Annotated in this window: 18 protein-coding genes; 12 read left to right on the top strand and 6 right to left on the bottom strand. The window is 68.8% G+C overall.

Annotated features, from left to right (window positions below; translation table 11 throughout):
• Positions 1-30 precede the first annotated feature (30 nt).
• Positions 31-1,701, bottom strand: a complete 1,671-nt coding sequence (gene boxC, locus QTH87_RS17875) for a 2,3-epoxybenzoyl-CoA dihydrolase (RefSeq protein WP_286611078.1) — start codon at positions 1,699-1,701, stop codon at positions 31-33.
• 137 nt (positions 1,702-1,838) lie between these two features.
• Positions 1,839-2,774, bottom strand: a complete 936-nt coding sequence (locus tag QTH87_RS17870; protein ID WP_286611076.1) for a helix-turn-helix transcriptional regulator — start codon at positions 2,772-2,774, stop codon at positions 1,839-1,841.
• 140 nt (positions 2,775-2,914) lie between these two features.
• Between QTH87_RS17870 and QTH87_RS17865 the strand changes: the two genes are divergently transcribed.
• From QTH87_RS17865 to QTH87_RS17830, 8 genes are all read left to right on the top strand, one after another.
• A complete protein-coding gene (locus tag QTH87_RS17865) occupies positions 2,915-3,379 on the top strand; it encodes a 4-hydroxylaminobenzoate lyase (RefSeq protein ID WP_286611073.1) in 465 nt (154 codons plus the stop codon).
• A 71-nt stretch (positions 3,380-3,450) separates the two neighbouring features.
• On the top strand, positions 3,451-5,001 hold the full coding sequence (locus QTH87_RS17860) for a benzoate-CoA ligase family protein (RefSeq protein ID WP_286611071.1): 1,551 nt from the start codon (positions 3,451-3,453) through the stop codon (positions 4,999-5,001).
• Positions 4,998-5,798 carry an alpha/beta fold hydrolase gene (locus QTH87_RS17855; protein WP_286611070.1) on the top strand — a complete coding sequence of 267 codons (801 nt, stop codon included), beginning with the start codon at positions 4,998-5,000 and terminating at the stop codon, positions 5,796-5,798. Before QTH87_RS17860 ends, QTH87_RS17855 begins: the two co-directional genes overlap by 4 nt.
• A 102-nt stretch (positions 5,799-5,900) precedes the next feature.
• Positions 5,901-7,067 (top strand): ABC transporter substrate-binding protein, encoded by a 1,167-nt coding sequence (locus QTH87_RS17850; RefSeq protein ID WP_286611068.1) that lies wholly within the window; start codon positions 5,901-5,903, stop codon positions 7,065-7,067.
• Between the two features lie 137 nt (positions 7,068-7,204).
• Positions 7,205-8,077, top strand: a complete 873-nt coding sequence (locus tag QTH87_RS17845) for a branched-chain amino acid ABC transporter permease (protein WP_286611066.1) — start codon at positions 7,205-7,207, stop codon at positions 8,075-8,077.
• A 96-nt stretch (positions 8,078-8,173) separates the two neighbouring features.
• On the top strand, positions 8,174-9,127 hold the full coding sequence (locus QTH87_RS17840) for a branched-chain amino acid ABC transporter permease (protein WP_286611064.1): 954 nt from the start codon (positions 8,174-8,176) through the stop codon (positions 9,125-9,127).
• Positions 9,124-9,870: an ABC transporter ATP-binding protein gene (locus QTH87_RS17835; protein ID WP_286611062.1), complete on the top strand. Its 747-nt coding sequence runs from the start codon at positions 9,124-9,126 to the stop codon at positions 9,868-9,870. The genes QTH87_RS17840 and QTH87_RS17835 overlap by 4 nt, the downstream gene beginning before the upstream one ends.
• Before the next feature lie 89 nt (positions 9,871-9,959).
• Positions 9,960-10,661 (top strand): ABC transporter ATP-binding protein, encoded by a 702-nt coding sequence (locus QTH87_RS17830; protein WP_286611060.1) that lies wholly within the window; start codon positions 9,960-9,962, stop codon positions 10,659-10,661.
• Here QTH87_RS17830 and yghU read toward each other — a convergent pair.
• Complete coding sequence (gene yghU / locus QTH87_RS17825; protein WP_286611059.1) at positions 10,650-11,495, bottom strand: glutathione-dependent disulfide-bond oxidoreductase; 846 nt, start codon at positions 11,493-11,495, stop codon at positions 10,650-10,652. The two genes, QTH87_RS17830 and yghU, sit on opposite strands and share 12 nt — an antisense overlap.
• Positions 11,496-11,639: 144 nt before the next feature.
• Between yghU and QTH87_RS17820 the strand changes: the two genes are divergently transcribed.
• Complete coding sequence (locus QTH87_RS17820; RefSeq protein ID WP_286611217.1) at positions 11,640-12,035, top strand: surface-adhesin E family protein; 396 nt, start codon at positions 11,640-11,642, stop codon at positions 12,033-12,035.
• Between the two features lie 22 nt (positions 12,036-12,057).
• On the opposite strand, the gene QTH87_RS17815 is transcribed toward QTH87_RS17820, so the two are convergent.
• Positions 12,058-12,609 carry a DUF4136 domain-containing protein gene (locus QTH87_RS17815; RefSeq protein WP_286611058.1) on the bottom strand — a complete coding sequence of 184 codons (552 nt, stop codon included), beginning with the start codon at positions 12,607-12,609 and terminating at the stop codon, positions 12,058-12,060.
• Positions 12,610-12,778: 169 nt separating this feature from the next.
• Here QTH87_RS17815 and QTH87_RS17810 point away from each other — a divergent pair, with 169 nt between their 5' ends.
• Positions 12,779-13,504 (top strand): OmpW/AlkL family protein, encoded by a 726-nt coding sequence (locus QTH87_RS17810; RefSeq protein WP_286611056.1) that lies wholly within the window; start codon positions 12,779-12,781, stop codon positions 13,502-13,504.
• A gap of 24 nt (positions 13,505-13,528) precedes the next feature.
• On the opposite strand, the gene QTH87_RS17805 is transcribed toward QTH87_RS17810, so the two are convergent.
• Together QTH87_RS17805 and QTH87_RS17800 are read right to left on the bottom strand one after the other, a co-directional pair.
• On the bottom strand, positions 13,529-13,921 hold the full coding sequence (locus QTH87_RS17805; RefSeq protein ID WP_286611055.1) for a hypothetical protein: 393 nt from the start codon (positions 13,919-13,921) through the stop codon (positions 13,529-13,531).
• Positions 13,922-14,010: 89 nt separating this feature from the next.
• The gene (locus QTH87_RS17800; protein ID WP_286611053.1) at positions 14,011-15,303 is read right to left on the bottom strand and encodes an AsmA family protein; all 1,293 of its coding nucleotides are present in this window, start codon (positions 15,301-15,303) and stop codon (positions 14,011-14,013) included.
• A gap of 128 nt (positions 15,304-15,431) precedes the next feature.
• Here QTH87_RS17800 and QTH87_RS17795 point away from each other — a divergent pair, with 128 nt between their 5' ends.
• Both QTH87_RS17795 and QTH87_RS17790 read left to right on the top strand, forming a co-directional pair.
• Complete coding sequence (locus QTH87_RS17795) at positions 15,432-15,848, top strand: hotdog fold thioesterase (RefSeq protein WP_286611051.1); 417 nt, start codon at positions 15,432-15,434, stop codon at positions 15,846-15,848.
• Positions 15,845-17,209 carry a solute carrier family 23 protein gene (locus QTH87_RS17790; protein WP_286611049.1) on the top strand — a complete coding sequence of 455 codons (1,365 nt, stop codon included), beginning with the start codon at positions 15,845-15,847 and terminating at the stop codon, positions 17,207-17,209. The genes QTH87_RS17795 and QTH87_RS17790 overlap by 4 nt, the downstream gene beginning before the upstream one ends.
• Positions 17,210-17,234 lie beyond the last annotated feature (25 nt).

Genomic DNA, 17,234 nt, shown 5'->3' with positions numbered 1-17,234 from the left:
CCTTGGGTTCGTTGCGGACCGGGCGCTGTATCAGACGCGGTTCATGTCGAAGCCGGCCTTCTCGCCGGTGCCGTAGACCTTCAGGGCACCCTTCGGGCCGACCGCGTTCGGGCGGTTGAAGATCCAGTTCTGCCAGGCCGTGAGGCGGCCGAAGATGCGGGTGTTCATGTTCTCCTTGCTCGCGAAGCGCAGGTTGGCTTCGAGGCCGGTGAGCGCATCGGGCGACATGGCGGCGCGTTCCTCGATCGCCATGCGGATCTCGTCGTCCCAGTCGATGTCGTCGGGCGCGGCCGTGACCAGGCCGAGCTTGAGCGCCTCGTCGGCATCGAGCGCCTGACCGACAGCGCCGCGCGCGGCCTCCATCGGCGCCGTCTCCTCGTAGAAGCGGCGCTGCAGGCGGCTCTGGTCGTTCACCAGCGGGAAGAAGCCGAAGTTGAATTCGTTGAGCGCCAGCTTGGGCGCCTTGTCGACATCGTCGGGCAGCGCCAGCATGTAGGCGCGGTCGGCCGCGAAGGCGATCTCGGCCAGCGTGCCCGCGAAGCACGAACCCGATTCGATCAGCGCGAACAGGCTGCGCGAGGAGACGTCCAGGCGCGCGAGCGTGCGGCGCAGCGCGCCGATGGTTTCGTTGACCAGCCAGTGGTCCTTGTTCGCGAGCATCGTCGCATCGCTGGCCAGCACGGCCTTGGCGTCGCCCTCGGTCTTGAGCAGCCAGGTGCCGATGTCGAGCTCGTTGGTGCGCAGGTTGAGGATCGCGTCGTCGAGCTGGCGCGCCATCGCGAGCGGCCACCAGGCGGCGCCGGCCGCCCCGATGGCGGCGATGTCGGCGGGCTGCGCGCCGGTTGGGGCCTTCACCGTCAGCGTGGCGATGCGGCGGGCGCGGTCGATCTCGACCGTGACGTGCTGGTAGCGCAGGCTGTCGGCGCCGTCCTCGCGTTCGAGGCGGGTCAGGCTCACGCCCTTGGCCGAGGCTGGGCGCTGGCTGCCTTCGCCGAGCCGAGCGGCGCGCTCCTGCACCGCGGCGGCGAACTGGGCCGGCTTGGCGATCGCATCGACCAGGCGCCAGTCGACCGCGCGCTGGCCGCGCACGCCTTCGACGCTGGTGCAGAACATGTCGGCCAGGTCATGGCGCACGTGGCGCTTGTCGGTCACCCGCGTGAGGCCGCCGGTCCCGGGCAGCACGCCGAGCAATGGCACCTCGGGCAGCGAGACGGAGGAGGAGCGGTCGTCGACCAGCACGATCTCGTCGCAGGCCAGGGCCAGCTCGTAGCCGCCGCCCGCACAGGCGCCGTTCACGGCGGCCAGGAACTTGAGGCCCGAGTGCTTCGACGTGTCCTCGATGCCGTTGCGCGTCTCGTTGGTGAACTTGCAGAAGTTGACCTTCCAGGCGTGGCTGGAGACGCCGAGCATGAAGATGTTGGCGCCCGAGCAGAAGATGCGGTCCTTGGCGCTCGTGACGATCACCGACTTGACCTGCGGATGCTCGAAGCGCACGCGGTTGAGCGCGTCGTTGAGCTCGATGTCCACGCCCAGGTCGTAGCTGTTGAGCTTGAGCTTGTAGCCCGGGCGGATGCCGCCGTCCTCGGCGATGTCGAGCGACAGGCGCGCGACCGTGCCCTCGACGCTGAGGCTCCAGTGGCGGTACTGGCCGGGTTCGGTGCGGTAGTCGACGCGCGGGGCGGGGGTGCTGGGGTCGCTCATGAGGTCTCCTTGGGGTGTGGGGCCTGGCAAGGAACAATAATGCATTCGTCGATCGCCAGAACATGCATCATGCTGCATGTTTCGGGGCGAGTCAATACCGGAAGGACTTTTTTACAGCAGGGCTCCGTCCCCGGGCTTCAGTGAACCGCGATCGCCTCGCGCACCGTGTCCCGCAGCAGGTGAAAGCTCTGTTCGAGGCTGCGGCCGGTGGTGTCGACGCTGATGTCCGCCTTGGAATAGAAGGCCGCGCGCCCGCTCAGGATGCGGCGCAGGTCGTCCATCGCCTCCTTGCTGGCGGCCATCGGCCGGGTGTCGCCCTGGGCCCGCACGCGGCCCATGTGCTCCTCGGGCGACGCCTGCAGCCAGACCGTGGTGCAGTGGGCCAGCAGCTGGTTGAAGGTGGCCGGGTCGGAGACGATGCCGCCCGGCGTGGCGATCACCACCTCGCTGTAGATCTGCACGGTTTCCTCGAGCGCGCGGCGCTCGTAGCGGCGGTAGGCATTGGTGCCGTAGAGGTCGTGGATCTCGCGCACGCTGCAGCCCGCGAACTTCTCGATCTCGCGGCTCAGCTCGATGAAGGGCAGCTCGAGATCGTCGGCCAGCATCTGGCCCAGGGTCGACTTGCCGGCCCCACGCAGGCCCACCAGCGCGATGCGCCTTCCGCGCGCCGGGTCGCTGCCCGCCGTGCCGAGCAGTTCGCCGAGCGCGATGCGGGCGCGCCGCAGGTCGGCCTCGTCGCGGCCTTCGAGCAGCTCGCGGATCAGGAGCCATTCGGGGGAGATCGTCGTCACGTCGCCGACTAGTTCGGCCAGCGAGCACTGCAGGGCACCCGCCACCTGCTGCAGGACCAGGATCGAGGCGTTGCCGATGCCGTACTCGAGGTTCGCCAGGTGGCGCTCCGACACCTCGGCCGCTTGCGCCACGGCGCGGCGCGTGAGACCGCGGCGCGCACGCAGGTTGCGCACGCGCTCGCCCAGCGCCACCAGCAGCGGGTTCTTGGCTTCTTCGGCCGCAGCTGCTGGCTCGGGTTCGGGCTGCGCGGTCAGGACCACGTCGTCTGCTCGCTCGTTCATGACTCTTTCTCGGGGTTAACGCGCATACATGCACTATATTGCTTGACACTCATGGGGTCGGTGCTTATCGTTCGCGCACAGGCAAGATACTGCACGCAGGTCATTGCCGCAAGCTGTTCCCCACGCACGAAGAGATCGCCATGTCCAAGCAAGCCTTCCACCAGCATGTTGCCGAGATCGCGGCCCACATCGCCGGCCGCCCGCTCGACGAGGACCTCGACCGCTGGCTCAACACCCACCACGGTGCCGGCAGCCCCACCTTCGCCCGGCTGCGCGAGGACTGCCTCGAAGGTGTCGCAGAAGGCTGGCTCTGCGAGCGCGAGGGTGGCGGCATCCGCTACGGCCGGGTCTTCAAGGCCGAGGATGCGCTGGGCCGCTTCTCGGTCGACGTGGTCGACATGCAGGACATCGCGGGCCCGCACCATACCCATCCGGGCGGGGAGATCGATTTGATCATGCCGCTCGAAGGCGACGCCACCTTCGACGGCCGGCCCGCCGGATGGTGCGTCTATCCGCCCGGCAGCGCCCACCATCCCACTGTCGCCCAGGGCCGCGCCCTGGTGCTCTACCTGCTGCCCGAAGGCCAGATCCGGTTCAGCAAGTAGCAGCGGGCCACCCGCAGCAGCGACGACGACGACCGACCACAGACGGGCCGCAGGGTCCGAGAGGAGACACGATGAGCCTGCCCGACAGCTTCAATTTCGCCGAGCACCTGTTCGCGCTGAACCGCGGCCGCGCCGCCAAGGCCGCCTATGTCGACGACCGCGGTGCGCTCGGCTACGGCGAACTCGAGGACCGCGCGCGGCGGCTGGCGTCCGCCCTGCTCGCCGCGGGTGTCCGGCGCGAAGACCGCGTGCTGCTGCTCATGCTCGACGGCAACGACTGGCCCGTGAGCTTTCTCGGCAGCCTCTATGCCGGCGTGGTGCCGGTGGCCGTGAACACGCTGCTCACGGCAGACGACTATGCCTACATGCTGGGCCACAGCGGGGCGACTGCTGCGCTGGTGTCGGGCGCCCTGCTGCCGATGCTGCAGGAGGCGATGGCCAAGGCGCCCCACCAGGTCCGCACCCTCCTCGTCTCGCACCCTGCGGGCGCGTTGCCGGAGGGCGCGCAGGACCTCGACGACGCGATCGCCGCCCAGGCGCCGCTGGCCGCACCGGCCGCCACCGCGCCGCAGGACCATGCCTTCTGGCTCTATTCGTCGGGATCGACGGGCAAGCCCAAGGGCACGGTCCACAGCCACGCCAATCCGTGGTGGACCGCCGAGCTCTACGGCAAGCCCGTGCTCGGCCTGACCGAGGACGACGTCTGCTTCTCGGCCGCCAAGATGTACTTCGCCTACGGCCTGGGCAATGCGCTGACCTTCCCGCTCTCGGTCGGCGCGACCGTGCTGCTGATGGCCGAACGTCCCACGCCCGACGCCACCTTCAGGCGCTGGACCGGCGCCCACAGGCCGACCGTCTTCTTCGGCGCACCGACCGGCTTCGCGGGCATGCTCGCCTCGCCTGCGCTGCCCGCGCGCGAGGCGGTGGCGCTGCGCATGTGCTCGTCGGCCGGCGAGGCGCTGCCGGGCGAGATCGCGCAGCGCTTCAAGAACCACTTCGGCTGCGAGATCATCGACGGCATCGGCTCCACCGAGATGCTGCACATCTTCATCTCGAACCGGCCCGGCGACATCCGCTACGGCACCACGGGCCGCCCGGTGGACGGCTACGAGATCGAGCTGCGCGGCGAGGACGGCCGCCCGGTTCCGGCCGGCGAGGTCGGCGACCTCTACATCAAGGGACCGAGCGCCGCGCTCATGTACTGGGGCAACCCCGAGAAGAGCGCCGCCACCTTCCGCGACGGCTGGACCCAGAGCGGCGACAAGTACTCGCGCGACGCCGACGGCTACTACACCTACGCCGGCCGCAGCGACGACATGCTCAAGGTCAGCGGCATCTACGTGTCGCCGTTCGAAGTCGAGGCCACGCTGATGCTGCATCCCTCGGTGCTCGAGGCGGCCGTCATCGGCAAGCAGGATGCCGAGGGCCTGACCAAGACCAAGGCCTACGTGGTGCGCAAGGACGGCCGCACGGTGAGCGAGGAAGAGCTCAAGGCCTTCGTGAAGGAGCGCCTCGCGCCCTACAAGTACCCGCGCTTCATCGAGTTCGTCGACGAACTGCCCAAGACCGCGACCGGGAAGATCCAGCGCTTCCGGCTGCGCGAGAAAGAGCAGCAGGCGTGAGCGGCGCGGTCGAGTTCGCCGCGATCGCGTGGCGCGGGCGTGCGCTCCAGATCGAATACCAGCGCATCGCGCCCGAGCGCACCGAAGCGCCGCTCGTGGTCTTTCTCCACGAGGGCCTGGGCTCGGTCGCGATGTGGAAGGACTTCCCCGCGCAGCTGTGCGAAGCCGGCGGCTTCCGCGGCCTGGTGTTCTCGCGCCCCGGCTACGGCCGCTCGACGCCGCGCGACGACGACGAGACCTGGAGCATCGACTTCATGCACCGGCAGGCGCACGAGGTGCTGCCGGCCTTCTTCGGCGCGATCGGCCTGACCGGACGGCCCTGGCTCTTCGGCCACAGCGACGGCGGCTCGATCTCGCTGCTGTATGCGGCCCGCTTCCCGGAGCGCGTGGCCGGCCTGGTCGTACTCGCGCCGCACATCCGGGTCGAGGACGTGACGGTTGCCAACATCGAAGTGGCGCGCCGGGCCTACCTCGAGACCGACCTGCCGCAGCGGCTCGGGCGCTACCACGACGATCCCGATTCGGCCTTCTGGGGCTGGAACCGGATCTGGCTGCACCCGCCCTTCCGGCAATGGAACATCGAGGCCGAGCTGGAACCGATCCGCTGCCCGGTGCTCGCGATGCAGGGCGTCGACGACGAATACGGCACGCTGCAGCAGATCCGCGGCATCGCCGCTCGCGTGCCGCAGACCGAACTGCTCGAGATCCCCGACTGCGGGCATTCCCCGCATCGCGATCAGCCCGAAACCGCGATAGTTGCGACCGTCCGTTTCATCCAGGCGAGATCTTCACCCTGACTCCGAGCGTCACGCGCCGTCGAGCGTGTTGGGGGAAACTCTTACTTGAGTCATGAATAGTTTAGCTGTAAAGTAATTTCAATCAACCGAAGGAGACTCTCCATGCGCCACCGCATCGCTCGCAGCACCCTGACCGCCCTGGCACTCGCGTGCATCGCCACGCTGGGCCACGCCCAGCAGGGCAAGCTGAAGGTGGGCCTGATGCTGCCGTACAGCGGCACCTTCGCGGCGCTCGGCGTCGCGATCGAGAACGGCTTCAAGCTGGCTCTCGAGGAGCAAGGCGGCAAGCTCGGCGGCCGCGAGATCGAGTTCGTCAAGGTCGACGACGAATCGGATCCGGCCAAGGCCACCGACAACGTCAACAAGCTGATCAAGCGCGACAACGTCGACGTCATCATCGGCACCGTGCATTCGGGCGTGGCCATGGCCATGGCCAAGGCGGCGAAGGAAAGCGGCACCGTGCTGATCGTGCCGAACGCGGGCGCCGATGCGGTCACCGGCCCGATGTGCGCACAGAACATCTTCCGCAGCTCGTTCTCGAACTGGCAGCCGGCCTACGCGATGGGCGAGGTGGCCGGCAAGCAGGGCAAGAAGAAGGCCATGACCATCACCTGGAAGTACGCGGCCGGCGACGAGTCGGTGGCCGGCTTCAAGGAAGGCTTCGAGAAGGCCGGCGGCAAGGTCGAGAAGCAGCTCACGCTGCCGTTCCCGAACGTGGAGTTCCAGGCCCTGCTGACCGAGATCGCAGCGGCCAAGCCGGATATCGTGTATTCGTTCTTCGCGGGCGGCGGCGCGGTCAAGTTCGTCAAGGACTACGCGGCGGCCGGCCTCAACAAGACCATTCCGCTGGTCGGCCCGGGCTTCCTGACCGACGGCACGCTGGAGGCCCAGGGCGCAGCGGCGCAGGGCATGCAGACCACGCTGCACTACGCCGACGGCCTCAACACCCCGCGCGACACCGCCTTCCGCACCGCCTACGCCAAGACCTTCAAGCTGCAGCCGGACGTCTACGCGGTGCAGGGCTACGACGCCGCGCAGATGCTCGGCATCGGCCTCAGCGCGGTCAAGGGCGACATCTCGAAGAAGGCCGAGTTCGCAGGCGCGATCGAGAAGGCCAAGATCGACAGCCCGCGCGGCCCGTTCACGATCAGCAAGGCGCACAACCCGGTGCAGGACATCTACCTGCGCAAGGTCGACGGCAACGAGAACAAGGTGGTCGGCGTTGCCGTGAAGGGCCTGGCCGACCCCGCGCGCGGCTGCAAGATGTAGCTTGCCCCCAGGTTGCCCGGCACTTCGTGTCCGGGCGCCCACCCCCTGCCGGGGGCAACACCAGCGGGCTGGCAGCGCCAGTTCCGCGGTGTTTCCCGAACAGGATCCCCGCATCGACGCCCTTACGAAAACAGCCTGTGGACTTCGGTACCTTTCTCGTTCAGTGCCTGAACTCCGTTCAATACGGGCTGCTGCTGTTCCTCGTCGCCTCCGGCCTGACGCTGATCTTCGGCATCATGGGCGTGATCAATCTCGCACACGGCAGCTTCTACATGCTGGGCGCCTACATGGCGTTCTCGCTCTCGCCGCTGTTCGGCGACCACTTCATCGTGATGCTCGCGGCCGGCGTGGTGCTGGCCACGCTGTTCGGCTACCTGCTCGAATGGGCTTTCTTCAGCTATCTCTACCAGCGCGACCACCTTCAGCAGGTGCTGATGACCTACGGGCTGATCCTGGTGTTCGAGGAACTGCGCTCGATCCTCGTGGGCAACGACGTCCACGGCGTCAAGGCACCGCCCTGGCTCGAGGGCAGCTTCGCGCTCGGCGATCTCATGAGCTACCCGTGGTATCGGCTATTCGCATCGGCGGCCTGCATCGTGCTGGCCATCGGCCTGTACTTCGTGGTCAACCGCACGCGCCTGGGCATGATGATCCGCGCCGGCGCCAGCGACCGCGACATGGTGCGCGGCCTCGGCATCGACATCCGGCGCCTCTATCGCATCGTGTTCGCGGCCGGGGTGGCGCTCGCGGCGCTGGCCGGCATGATCGCGGCGCCCATGTCCTCGGTGTATCCGGGCATGGGTTCGAGCGTGCTCATCATCTGCTTCGTGGTGGTGGTGATCGGCGGCATCGGCTCGATCACGGGCGCACTGGTGGCTTCGCTGCTGGTCGGCTTCGTCGACACCTTCGGCAAGGTGTTCTTCGCCGAGCTCAGCGGCATGGGCGTCTACGTGCTGATGGCGGTCATCCTGATCTGGCGTCCCGAAGGCCTGATGGGACGCAAGACATGACACACCCCCGCAGCGCCTGCGGCGCCTCCCCCTCCAGTGGGCGAGCCGGTGGCCCGGCAAAGCCGGTTCCACGGCATCTCCCGAATCGCTGAAGCAATGAGCAAAATCAATCACTGGGCGCCACTGGCCTGCGCGATCGCGCTCGGGGTCTTCGGCCCGCTGCTGAGCCCCTATCTCTCCGACCTGATCGTGAAGGTCATGATCCTCTCGATCTTCGCGCTGAGCCTCGAGCTGCTCGTCGGCATGACCGGTCTCGTGAGCCTGGGCCACGCCGCGTTCTACGGCATCGGCGCCTACGCCACGGTGCTCGCCTCGGGCAAGGAGGGCGGCTCGATCGCGCTGCTGCTGCCGCTGGCCGTCGGTTCCGCCGCGGCCTACGCGCTGGCGGTCGGCGCCCTGAGCCTGCGCACGCGCGGCGTCTACTTCATCATGGTCACGCTGGCCTTCGCGCAGATGGCCTACTTCGTCTTCCACGACACATCGTTCGGCGGCGGCAGCGACGGCATCTACATGTACGTGCGCCCGGCCCTCGGCGCGCTCGACCTCGAGAACCGCTACACCCTGTTCTATTTCGTGCTGGCCGCGCTGGTCCTCACCTACGGCCTGCTCGCGCTGATCCGCCGCTCGCGCTTCGGCGCCGCGCTGGCCGGCATCCGCGTCAACGAGCAGCGCATGCGCGCGGCCGGCTTCGCGGTCTACGGCTACAAGCTCGCGGCCTTCACGATCGCAGGCGGACTGGCGGGCCTTGCAGGCTTCCTCGTGGCCTCGCGCGACGGCGTGGTCAACCCCGAGCTGCTGGCCTGGCACAACTCGGGCGAGGTGCTGCTGATGATCATCCTCGGCGGCCTCGGCCACCTGCGTGGCGCCGTGATCGGCGCGGTCGCCTTCACGCTGCTCAAGGAGCTGCTCTCGACCCATGCGCTGGTGGGCCCGCTGGCCGACCATTGGCAGCTCACGCTGGGGCTTTCGATCATCGCGTTCGTGGCGCTGATGCCCAAGGGCATCGTCGGCATCGCAGCCCAGCTGTCGCCCAAGGGGGGCGCATCATGAGCACATTGCTCGCCGTAGAGACACTCACGCGCCGCTTCGGCGGACTGGTGGCCGTGAATGCGGTCACGCTCGACCTCAGGCTCGGCGAGGTACACGCGGTGATCGGCACCAACGGCGCCGGCAAGTCGACGCTGATCAACATGCTGTCGGGCGAGATCAGCGCCTCGGCAGGCCGCATCTCGCTCGACGGCGAGGACATCACGCAGCGCGCGCAGTTCCGCCGCGCTCTGGCAGGCGTCGGTCGCAGCTACCAGCGCACGACGATCTTTCCGGAGTTCACGGTGCTGGAGAACTGCCGCCTCGCGGCGCAGGCCGCGACGCCACGGCCATGGGCCATCTGGCAGTCGTCGCACGGCTGCACCAGCAGCAACGCGGCGGCGCACGCGGCACTGGCGGCCGCCGGCCTCGATGCGGTGGCCGAGCGCATCGCGGGCACGCTGAGCCACGGCGCCAAGCGCCAGCTCGAAGTGGCGATGTGCCTGGCGACCCGCCCGCGCGTGCTGCTGCTCGACGAGCCGCTGGCCGGCATGGGCGCCGAGGAAACCGAGCGCATGCTGGCACTGCTTTCGAGCCTCAAGTCCTCGCACGCGATCCTTCTCGTGGAGCACGACATGGACGCCGTGTTCCGCATCGCCGACCGCATCACGGTGATGGTCAACGGCACGGTGATCGCCACCGGCGACCCCGCATCGATCCGCATCAACCCCGAAGTGCGCACCGCCTACCTCGGCGAGGACCATTGAAATGACGCCCGACGCTCACCCCTTCGTGCATCTGCTGCCCCCCGGTGGCGCGCAGGCCGCCCCTGGCGTGGCCCGGCGGGAGGCCTGAGATGCTCCAGGTCCACGACCTCAACACCTACTACGGCGACAGCCACATCCTGCGTGGCGTCGACGTCGAGATCCCGGCCGCCACCTCGGTCGGCCTGCTCGGGCGCAACGGCATGGGCAAGACCACGCTGATCCGCTCGCTGATGGGCTACGTGCGGCCGGCCTCTGGCGGAGTCAAGCTCGATGGCCTCGAGGTCACGGGCTGGGCGCCCGAGAAGATGGCGCGGCGCGGGATCGGCTACGTGCCCGAGGGCCGCGGCATCTTCCCCAACCTCTCGGTGCGGGAGAACCTGGTGATGAGTGCGCGCACCGGCAACGACGGCCGTCGCGACTGGACCTTCGACCGCGTGATGGCCACCTTCCCGCGCCTGACCGAGCGGCTCTCGCACGGCGGCCAGCAGCTGTCGGGCGGCGAGCAGCAGATGCTCTCGATCGGCCGGGCGCTGATGACCAACCCGCGCCTGCTGATCCTCGACGAGGCCACCGAAGGCCTGGCGCCGCTCATCGTGGCCGAGATCTGGCGCGTGATCGGTGACATCCGCGCCACCGGGATCGCGACCCTGATCGTGGACCGCGACTGGCGCCGCGTGCTCGGCCACACCGATCGCGCGGTGGTGATGGAGAAGGGCCGCATCGTGCGCCACGGCGCATCGGCTGCGCTGCTCGGCGAGCCGGCCGTGCTCGAGGAATTGCTAGGCGTCTAGATCGCTCGCGTCGTGGCGCTCGGCAAGCTGGGCGTCGGCGTCGCCCCAGACCCGGTTCACGCGCCTGCCGCGCTGCACCGCGGGCCGCTCGGCGATACGGTCGGTCCAGCGCTGGACGTGGGTGTAGCTCTCGACCTGAAGGAACTCTCCGGCGCCATAGACCAGCCCCTTGGCCAGCGCGCCGTACCAGGGCCACACGGCGATGTCGGCGATGGTGTAGTCGTCGCCGGCCAGGTACGGGCTTTGAGCGAGCCGCCGGTCGAGCACGTCGAGCTGGCGCTTGACCTCCATCGCGAAGCGGTCGATCGCGTATTCGATCTTGAACGGCGCATAGGCGTAGAAGTGGCCGAAGCCCCCGCCCAGGTAGGGCGCGCTGCCCATCTGCCAGAACAGCCACGACAGGCATTCGGCCCGCGCGGCCGGTGCGGTCGGCAGCAGTGCGCCGAACTTCTCGGCCAGGTAGATCAGGATCGCGCCCGATTCGAAGACGCGGATCGGCGCCAGGCCGCCGCGGTCCATGAGCGCCGGGATCTTGGAGTTCGGATTGACATCCACGAAGCCGCTTCCGAACTGGTCGCCGTCGTTGATGCGGATCAGCCAGGCGTCGTATTCGGCGCCCTGGTGCCCGAGCGCCAGAAGCTCCTCGAGCATCACCGTGACCTTGACGCCGTTCGGCGTCGCGAGCGAATAGAGCTGCAGCGGGTGGCGACCCACGGGCAGCTCCTTGTCGTGCGTGGGGCCCGCGATCGGCCGGTTGATGTTGGCGAACTGGCCGCCGCTGGCCTTGTTCCAGACCCAGACCTTGGGCGGGATGTAGTCGACTGGATCGTTCATCCGAATCACTCTATGCCATTTCGCCGCGGCCCGTGGCGGCCAGCGGGAATCGGCCCGCGGGTCGCCGATACCCCTCGCTAGAATTGTCGGCTCCCCCTCACCATAGGACGCACGAAAGTGAAGCGCTGCCTCGTCTTGCTCGCAATGTTTGGTTGCCAGGCCTGGGCGCAGTCCGACTGGTTCACGATCACCGGCAACCCGAAGGATCCGAGCGTCGACACGGTCCAGGTCGATCCGGTCGCGCTGCGGGTCGAAGGCCGGCAGAAGACCATGAACGTGCGCGTGAGCCGCGCCACCGAGCGCCGCAACTGGGACCAGCAGCCCTACCGTTCCTACGAGTCGCGCGTGGTCTTCGACTGCCAGGCACGCAAGGCCTCCTATGTGCAGGCGACCTTCTTTCCGGTGCCGCTGTGGCAGGGGCCGCCCAGCGCCGTCAACGACTACAGCGCGCGCCCGCAGCCGATGCTGTTCCGCGACGTCGAGCCGAACCCCACCCAGCGCCTGATCCGGGCCGCCTGCCGCAGCGGCGGCGCCGCCTGAGCACCGCGCCCCGTCCGCCCTCTCAGTAGTTGCTGCGCCGTGGCGCCGTGGTGCCCGGCGGGAAGTCCGCGAACAGGCGGTCGAGCGCGCCGCGCACCGAGGCGTCGATGCGCAAAGGATCGTCGGGGAGCACGCCTTCGGCGCTTCCGCGCCAGATGGCACGCCTGCTCCTGCCGTCGAACATGTCGATCACCAGCGTGCCCTTGCGGTAGGGGTTGGTCGACATCACGACGCGGTCCGGCACCGGACCGAAGCCCAGCCACGTGAGGTCGTGGCCGATGCCGCTGTAGAAGGTGTTGTAGGTCTGGCCGTCGCGCGTGGTCAGGTGGGCCGCCACGTGCACCTCGCCATCGGCGACGCGCTTCCAGCCGCGCGCCTGCAGCCGCGCGTCGATGCCCTGCACCACGCTCTGCGGCATCAGCGAGGACTCGCCCGAGGGGTCCGCGATCCAGCTGTAGCTGCGATAGGCCCCGAAGTCGGCCTTGGCGTCGAAATCGGTCTGGACGGTGACCGGGCTCGCGCAGGCGGCCAGAAGGCTCGCGAGGGCCAGGGCTAGGGTTCGTCGTCCGATCATGTGTACTCCTGTGAGGAAAGCGATCCTAACGTCCTCGAAACGGGCGGCCGCCGACCGTGAAGCGAGCGCGTTTCTGCCAGCCGATTCCGAACTTGATCGAGAAAAAGTGAACGACCGTGCGAAAACACTATCCTAGGGACTCCCTCGTTCTGAAAATCACTACTCTCACATGAAGACAAGACTGATTGCACTGGCGGCGATGGCCGCATTGGGTTCGGGCAGCGCGCTGGCACAGAAGGCCGGCGACTGGCAGGTCGGCGCCGGCTGGCTGCACTTCGCACCGCAGGATTCGAGCAAGCCCCTGACCTTCACGTCGCCGGTCGCGGCGGTCGTGCCCGGTTCGGGTGCCAGCGTCGGCAGCTCCGACACGCTGGGCCTCAACCTGACCTACTTCGTCGACAGCCACTGGGCGGTCGAAGGCGTGCTGGGCGTGCCGCCCAAGTTCAAGCTCCAGGGCGAAGGCACGCTGGCGCCGATCGGCGAACTCGGCAACGCCAGGCAGTGGAGCCCGACGATCCTCGCCAAGTACTACTTCAACGACGGCGATGCCAAGTTCCGGCCCTACGTTGGCCTCGGCGCCACCTACGTCTGGTACAGCGACGTCAATCTCACCCCGGGCCTGCAGGGCGCGCTCGCGAGCCGCATCGGCCTGCCGGCCTCGGCCCTGTCGGCCACGACGGCCAAGCTCGACAGTTCCTTCGCCGCGGTCTTCAACCTCGGCGTGGCCTACCAGTTCGACCCGCACTGGGGCATGGCCTTCTCGGTGTCGTACATCCCGCTGCGCACCACGGCCAAGCTGACCACCACCGCGCGCGGCGTACCGGTCGCCAACAGCGAAGCCAGCCTGAAGCTGAACCCCATCGTTCCGTACCTCGCGGTCACGTACAAGTTCTGACCCGCCAGGGCCTGCCGGCAGGCCCTACACCTCGAAATCCTGATTCGCATCCGGGTGCTCTTCGGCGAAGCGCCGCTCGGCTGCGGTCAGGTGCGTGGTCAGCACGTGCGAGATGACGTTGATGCCCAGGCCCGCGAACAGTGCCGGCACGAGGTAGAGCGCCACCCGCACCTCCGACACGAACACCATGTCGTCGGCCAGCGAAGGCGTGAGCGCCGCATGCGTGGCCAGGCGCTGCAGGAAATAGACGTTCACCGCCGCGATCGCGACCAGCGAGAAACCGAGCGTGAGCACGGTCCAGCGCGAGATGGCGCGCTTGAGGATCATCACGGCGTAGATGCCCACGGGCAGCACGACCGAGAGCAGCACCATGAGCCAGAAGGTCGCTTCCGTGAAGACCGAATCGCCGAAATTCATTGCCTTACTCCCATGCCGAGGCGGGCTGCCGAAGCGCGGTTCGCCGCGCGAGCGCGATTCTCGCGGCGGTTTCTCGAGCCAACCTGACTTCAGCGCGACTTCGGCGCCGCAGGCGCCTTCTTGCCGCCTCGCGCGTCGTCGCCGCCGAACAGCTGCTCGACCTGCTGGCCGATGCGCGCGCCGATGGCGGTGCCGACGCCCGGCAGCACGGCCGAGCCCACGGCGGCACCGGCCAGCGCGCCACCGGTGAGCGACAGCTCGGGCGCATCGAGCGTGCCGCCGAGCTTGAGCGGCACGCCGACCACGCCGTCGACCAGGTCGACCGCAGCCTGGCCGTCGATGCGCCGGTTGCGTACCGTGGCGTTGCCGCTGGCGCTGAGCACGCCGGAACGCGCCTTGAGATCGGTATAGCGCAGCGTGGTGCCGTCTTCGCCGGCCTGGGTGTCGAGCACGCCCGTGAGGCTGTCGAGCGCCGTGGTGCCGCCGCGGCTGATGCCGGCGCTGCTGATGGCACGGCCGAGGTCGAAGCCGGTCAGCGTGGCCGGTGCGATCGAGAAACGCGTGCGGGAATGCAGGCGCCGCAGCAGCTCGGAAGGGTCGGCACCCTCGGCATCGACTTCGGTCTGGCCATTGGCGCGCCCTTCGATCACGGTCCGGCGGCCGAAGCTGCGCACCAGCAGGCCGACGTCCACCTCCTTGGCCGTGAGTTCGGCCTTCACGCGAAGGCGGCCGTCTCCCGGCTCCTCGAGCCGCGTGCTGCCGTTCCATGTGCCGTTCGCGACATCGATCAGCGTGCGCCAGCGGTCCTCCTCGCCCTCGCGTACGAGGCGCAGGCGCGCGGGCGGCTGGACCTCGGTGCGCCAGACCTCGGCCTCGCGCGGACGCCAACGGGCATCGAATCGGATGTCGGCGTCGTAGGCCAGTGCGATGTCGCGGCGGTCGATCCACACCAGCTCGCGCACGCGCAGGCGCTCGAGCGGCACCGGCGCGAGGGTCCAGGCGGCGCCCAGAGCGGCGCTGCCGTCGTCGGGCTGCCAGCGGCCACGGAATTCGCGCACCGACGCGCGCGGCAGCACCGCGCCCTCGATCTCGACCGATTCGATCGCGATGCTGCGCTTCCAGAGCGCCGCCAGTCGCGGCCGCACCACCATGCGGCGCAGCGTGATCGGCACAGCCTGCGCGGTGGCGACATCCTCGAGCACCACCACGGGCGACGGGCGCAGCGCCCAGTGGGCCGAGCCCACGCGCAGCGCGATGCCCGAGGCCTTCTCGAAGCGGGTCGCGACCTCCCCGGCCAACTCGGCATCGCTCGGCAGCCAGGCGCGCACGGCGAGCCCGAGGACGACCAGCAGCAGCACGGCCGCCGCGGCGGCGCGGGCCATCCATCTTGCGTTTCGCGTCATGCCGGGAGCATGCGCCCGGTTCGGGTCGAGGCGCTGTCAGCCGCGAACGCTTTCTGCCCAGCGCACGCCAGTCGCTATAGTTTTGCACCCCTGAACTGGAGACGACGATGCGCATCTGGAAAAAAGAGATCTCGGTCGAGGAACTCAACGACGGCCACGGCGACACCGTGGCCACCGTGCTGGGCCTGGAGTTCCTCGAAGTGGGCGACGACTACATCCGCGCCCGCGTGCCGGTGGACCGGCGCACGCGGCAGCCCTACGGCATCCTGCACGGCGGCGTGTCCGTGGTGCTGGCCGAGACGCTGGGCTCCTGCGGCGCGCACTACTCGGCGCCCGAAGGGCAGCGAGCGGTGGGGTTGGACATCAACGCCAACCACATCCGTGCCACCACCTCGGGCTGGGTGACGGGCACCGCGCGCCCCGTGCACCGCGGCCGCACGACGCAGGTCTGGCAGATCGACATGGTCAATGACGCGGGCGAGCTGACCTGCGTGTCGCGCATCACGATGGCGGTGCTGTCATGAACCGGGGCTACCTGGCCCGCTGGCGCCTGGTCGCCAGCCACGAAGGGGCGGTCGTCGCGCCCGACGAGCGGCTCTCGTGGCCGCAGACCACCGCGATGGGCGTGCAGCACGTGATCGCGATGTTCGGCGCCACCGTTCTGGCGCCGATCCTGATGGGCTTCAATCCCAACATCGCGATCCTGATGAGCGGCATCGGCACGCTGCTGTTCTTCTTCATCACGGGCGGCCGCGTGCCCAGCTACCTGGGTTCGAGCTTCGCCTTCATCGGCGTGGTGATCGCGGCCAGCGGCTATGCGGGCAGCGGGCCCAACGGCAACCTCGGCGTCGCGCTCGGCGGCATCATCGCCTGCGGCGCGGTCTATGCGCTGATCGGCGTGCTGGTGAGCCTCACGAACGAGCGCCACACCAAGGCCGCGCCCGTGAAGGGGCTCGAGGGCCTCGAGGTCGAGGAGGTCGAGCAGGACGTGGCCGTCCACTGGATCGAGCGCCTGATGCCGCCGGTGGTCACCGGTTCGGTGGTGGCGGTGATCGGGCTCAACCTCGCGGGCGTGCCGATCAAGAACATGGCACCGACCAGCTTCGACACCTGGATGCAGCTCGTGACCTTCGTCTGCGTGGGCCTGATCGCGGTCTATGCGCGCGGCATGGTGCAGCGCCTGCTGATCCTCATGGGCCTGATCGCCGCCAGCCTGGTCTATGCGCTGCTGACCAACGGCCTCGGCATGGGCAAGCCGATCGACCTGGCGCCGCTGGCCGCGGCCGCCTGGTTCGGCCTGCCGACCTTCTCGGCGCCGGTGTTCGAGGTCAACGCCATGCTGCTGATCGCGCCCGTGGCCGTGATCCTCGTGGCCGAGAACCTGGGCCACCTCAAGGCCGTCGGCGCGATGACGGGCCGCGACCTCAACCCGTACCTGGGCCGCGCCTTCATCGGCGACGGCGTCGCGACCATGGTCAGCGGCGCGGTCGGCGGCACCGGCGTCACCACCTATGCCGAGAACATCGGCGTCATGGCCGCGACCAAGATCTACTCGACCGCGATGTTCGTCGTGGCCGCCCTGATCGCGATCCTGATGGGCTTCAGCCCCAAGTTCGGCGCGCTGGTGCAGACCATTCCGCTGCCGGTGATGGGCGGCGTGAGCATCGTGGTGTTCGGCCTGATCGCGATCGCGGGCGCCAAGATCTGGGTCGACAACAAGGTCGACTTCTCGCAGAACAGGAACCTGATCGTGGCCGGCATCACGCTGATCCTCGGCACCGGCGACTTCACGCTGCGCTTCGGCCAGTTCGCGCTCGGCGGCATCGGCACCGCGACCTTCGGGGCGGTGCTGCTGTATGCGCTGCTGAACCGCGGGCGACGCTGAGCAGGCTGGCGCACGAACGGAAAAA

The sequence above is a fragment of the Variovorax jilinensis genome, from assembly GCF_030316885.1.
In the GTDB taxonomy this organism is placed as follows: Bacteria; Pseudomonadota; Gammaproteobacteria; order Burkholderiales; family Burkholderiaceae_C; genus Variovorax; species Variovorax jilinensis.
The sequence above is the reverse complement of the archived record's forward strand: the minus strand, read 5'-3'. Positions and strand labels throughout refer to the sequence as shown.